The organism is Streptomyces sp. LS1784 (assembly GCF_020103755.1).
In the GTDB taxonomy this organism is placed as follows: domain Bacteria; phylum Actinomycetota; class Actinomycetes; order Streptomycetales; family Streptomycetaceae; genus Kitasatospora.
In genome coordinates this window covers 1-2,535 of the sequence record NZ_JAHSQD010000849.1, presented here as the reverse complement: position 1 = coordinate 2,535, position 2,535 = coordinate 1, and the positions used below count along the sequence as shown (strand labels likewise).

General features: G+C 70.9%; 1 protein-coding gene and 1 pseudogene. Both read right to left on the bottom strand.

The genetic code is table 11. From position 1 onward, the window contains the following. Positions 1-506 (bottom strand): annotated as a pseudogene (locus KS423_RS43330) (hypothetical protein); the annotation flags it as partial. Positions 507-757: 251 nt separating this feature from the next. After that, positions 758-2,164 carry a family 2B encapsulin nanocompartment shell protein gene (locus KS423_RS43325; protein ID WP_224285185.1) on the bottom strand — a complete coding sequence of 469 codons (1,407 nt, stop codon included), beginning with the start codon at positions 2,162-2,164 and terminating at the stop codon, positions 758-760. Positions 2,165-2,535 lie beyond the last annotated feature (371 nt).

Sequence of the window (2,535 nt, the reverse complement as noted above, 5' to 3'; positions counted from 1 at the left end):
GGCACGGGCGATGCGGGCGACGGAGTGGGGTCCGGCACCGTCGGACTGGGGGACGCCGGCGTCGGTGACGGCGTGGGGGTGGGAGTCGGGGTCGGCGTGGGGGTGGGCGTCGGACTCGGCGTGGGCGTCGGGGTGGCCGTGGGCGTGTGGCAGGGGTGGTGGTGACCGTGCGGGGGCTTGTGCCCGTGGTGCCCCGGGCCGGCGCTCGGCACGACGCCGACCGCGACCTGAACGTCCACGTCCACGTCCACGTCCACGCCGACGCTCACCTGCCCGCCCGGCCGTACCGACATCGACACGTCGGTCTCGCTGCACACGCAGGTGTCCACCACGGGGCCGTGCGGGTGTCCGCCGGGGTGGCCGGCGCCGGAGGCGGTCGCACCGCCGACCAGCGCACAGATCGCGACCACGCCGAAGGTCGCGCCGATCAACCGTACCCGCCCCCAGGGAGCCGCGTCCCCACCACCGCCGGGCGATATCCGGCGGATCTGCCGACGCTGGGGCATGGGCTCCACACACCTCTCGGGTCGTCCGGGGAGGACGGAACGGGCTCGGGCCGAACGGCCGCGCTGGAAGGGGCAGAACGGGCAGAAGCGTCGGATGAGGTCGCATTCCCAAGAGGGGTTCCGTCGGATACGACCAGAAACGATCAGACATGGCCAGGCGGGCGACCCGCCCTCAGGGGCGGGCCGCCCGCCATCAGATCAAACGCTCTTCGAGCCGACCGGTCACGGCCCGCGCTCGCCGTTCTGCGCGTTCAGCTGCGGCGGTGCGCGATCTCCACGTTCTCCAGCACGCCGACCGCGTCCGGCACCAGGATGGCGGCCGAGTAGTAGGCGCTGACCAGGTACGAGATGATCGCCTTCTCGTCGATGCCCATGAAGCGGACCGACAGCGACGGCTGGTACTCGTCCGGGATGCCGGTCTGGTGCAGACCGATGACACCCTGGTTGTCCTCACCGGTACGGATCACGAGGATCGAGCTCGTGTTGTCCTTGGTGACCGGGATCTTGTTGCACGGCAGGATCGGTACCCCGCGCCAGGCCGGCACCTGCTGCCCGCCGAGGTCGACGTGGGTGGGGTACAGCCCGCGGGCGTTGAACTCCCGGCCGATGGCGGCGATGGTCCGCGGGTGGGCGAGCAGGTAGTCGGGGTCACGGCGGCGGCTGAGCAGCTCGTCCAGGTCGTCCGGGGTGGGCGGGCCGGACTGGGTCTGGATGCGCTGGTCGAAGTCGGCGTTGTTGAGCAGGCCGAACTCCGGGTTGTTGACGATCTCGTGCTCCTGGCGCTCGCGCAGGGCCTCGATCGTCAGCCGCAGCTGGTGCTCGGTCTGGTTCATCGGCTGGTTGTACAGGTCCGCGACGCGGGTGTGGACCTTCAGGACGGTCTGCGCGACGCTCAGCTCGTACTCGCGGGGCTTGAGCTCGTAGTCCACGAAGGCGCCGGGCAGCTCGTACTCGCCGTGGTGGCCGGCGGACATGGCGATCTCGGCCTCACCGCGCTCGTTCTGCGCCTGGAGCGGCAGGGCCAGGAAGGCCTGGAGGTGCTCCTGCAGGCTGGGCGCGTTGTCCCGGATGGCGGCGAAGTCCGCCCGGGTCAGCGTCAGGGCCACACCGGCGGTGGCGGTCTTGGCGGTGAACTCCCAGGTGGCGTCCGGGTTCAGCAGCGCGTCCTCGCCGAAGCGGTCGCCGTCGCCGGCCACACCGACCACGGTCTCGTCGCCGTACTTTCCGGTGCCGATCTTGTTGATCTTGCCGTGCGCGATCAGGAAGATCTTGTCGGCGGCCTCGCCCTGGGTGGTGAGCACCTCGCCGGGGCCGAAGTCCTGCTGCCGGCAGCGGTCGGCCAGAGCGGTGAGGACGTCATCGTCCTCGTAGCCGCGCAGCAGGGCCAGCTCGCCCAGCTCGGCCGGGATCACCCGGACCTGGGAACCGGTCTTGATGAACTCCACCACGCCGTTGCCGACCGCGTAGGTGAGCCGGCGGTTGACGCGGTAGGCGCCACCGGCCGCCTGGACCCAGGGAAGCACCTTGAGCAGCCAGCGGGAGGTGATCTCCTGCATCTGCGGTGCGGACTTGGTCGTGGTGGCAAGGTTCCGGGCAGCAGCCGTCGCAAGACTCTGCTGCTTGGCCTGCGCTGCCTCCGGGCTCGTGTCCACGGTCATCGGCAGGGCTCTCCATTCCTGTGATCGGGTCACGCGTCCAGGGCCGTACCAGCCTGCCCTGACGAACGCATGCCATGACGAATCATCAGATCCGCTTATGGGTGGGGGCGTTGGCGAATTTCGCGAAGTGCGACCACCGTCTCCCGGCGGCCCATCCGGAACCCTAGATCACCAGGACCCGGCCGAGCCCGAACGGAGGCCGACTACCCCCCGATAGGGTGAATCTCGCCCGGTCCGCCCCCGCAGCCCCACAAACTCCGGGAACATCCGTTCGCCCCTCCGGGCCCCGTGCCGCCCTCGGCTTCCCCACCCCCGGCCAGGGCCCTGCCGGGCGGCCCGGAGGCCGTCGCCCGCGTCAACCCGGCGCGCCG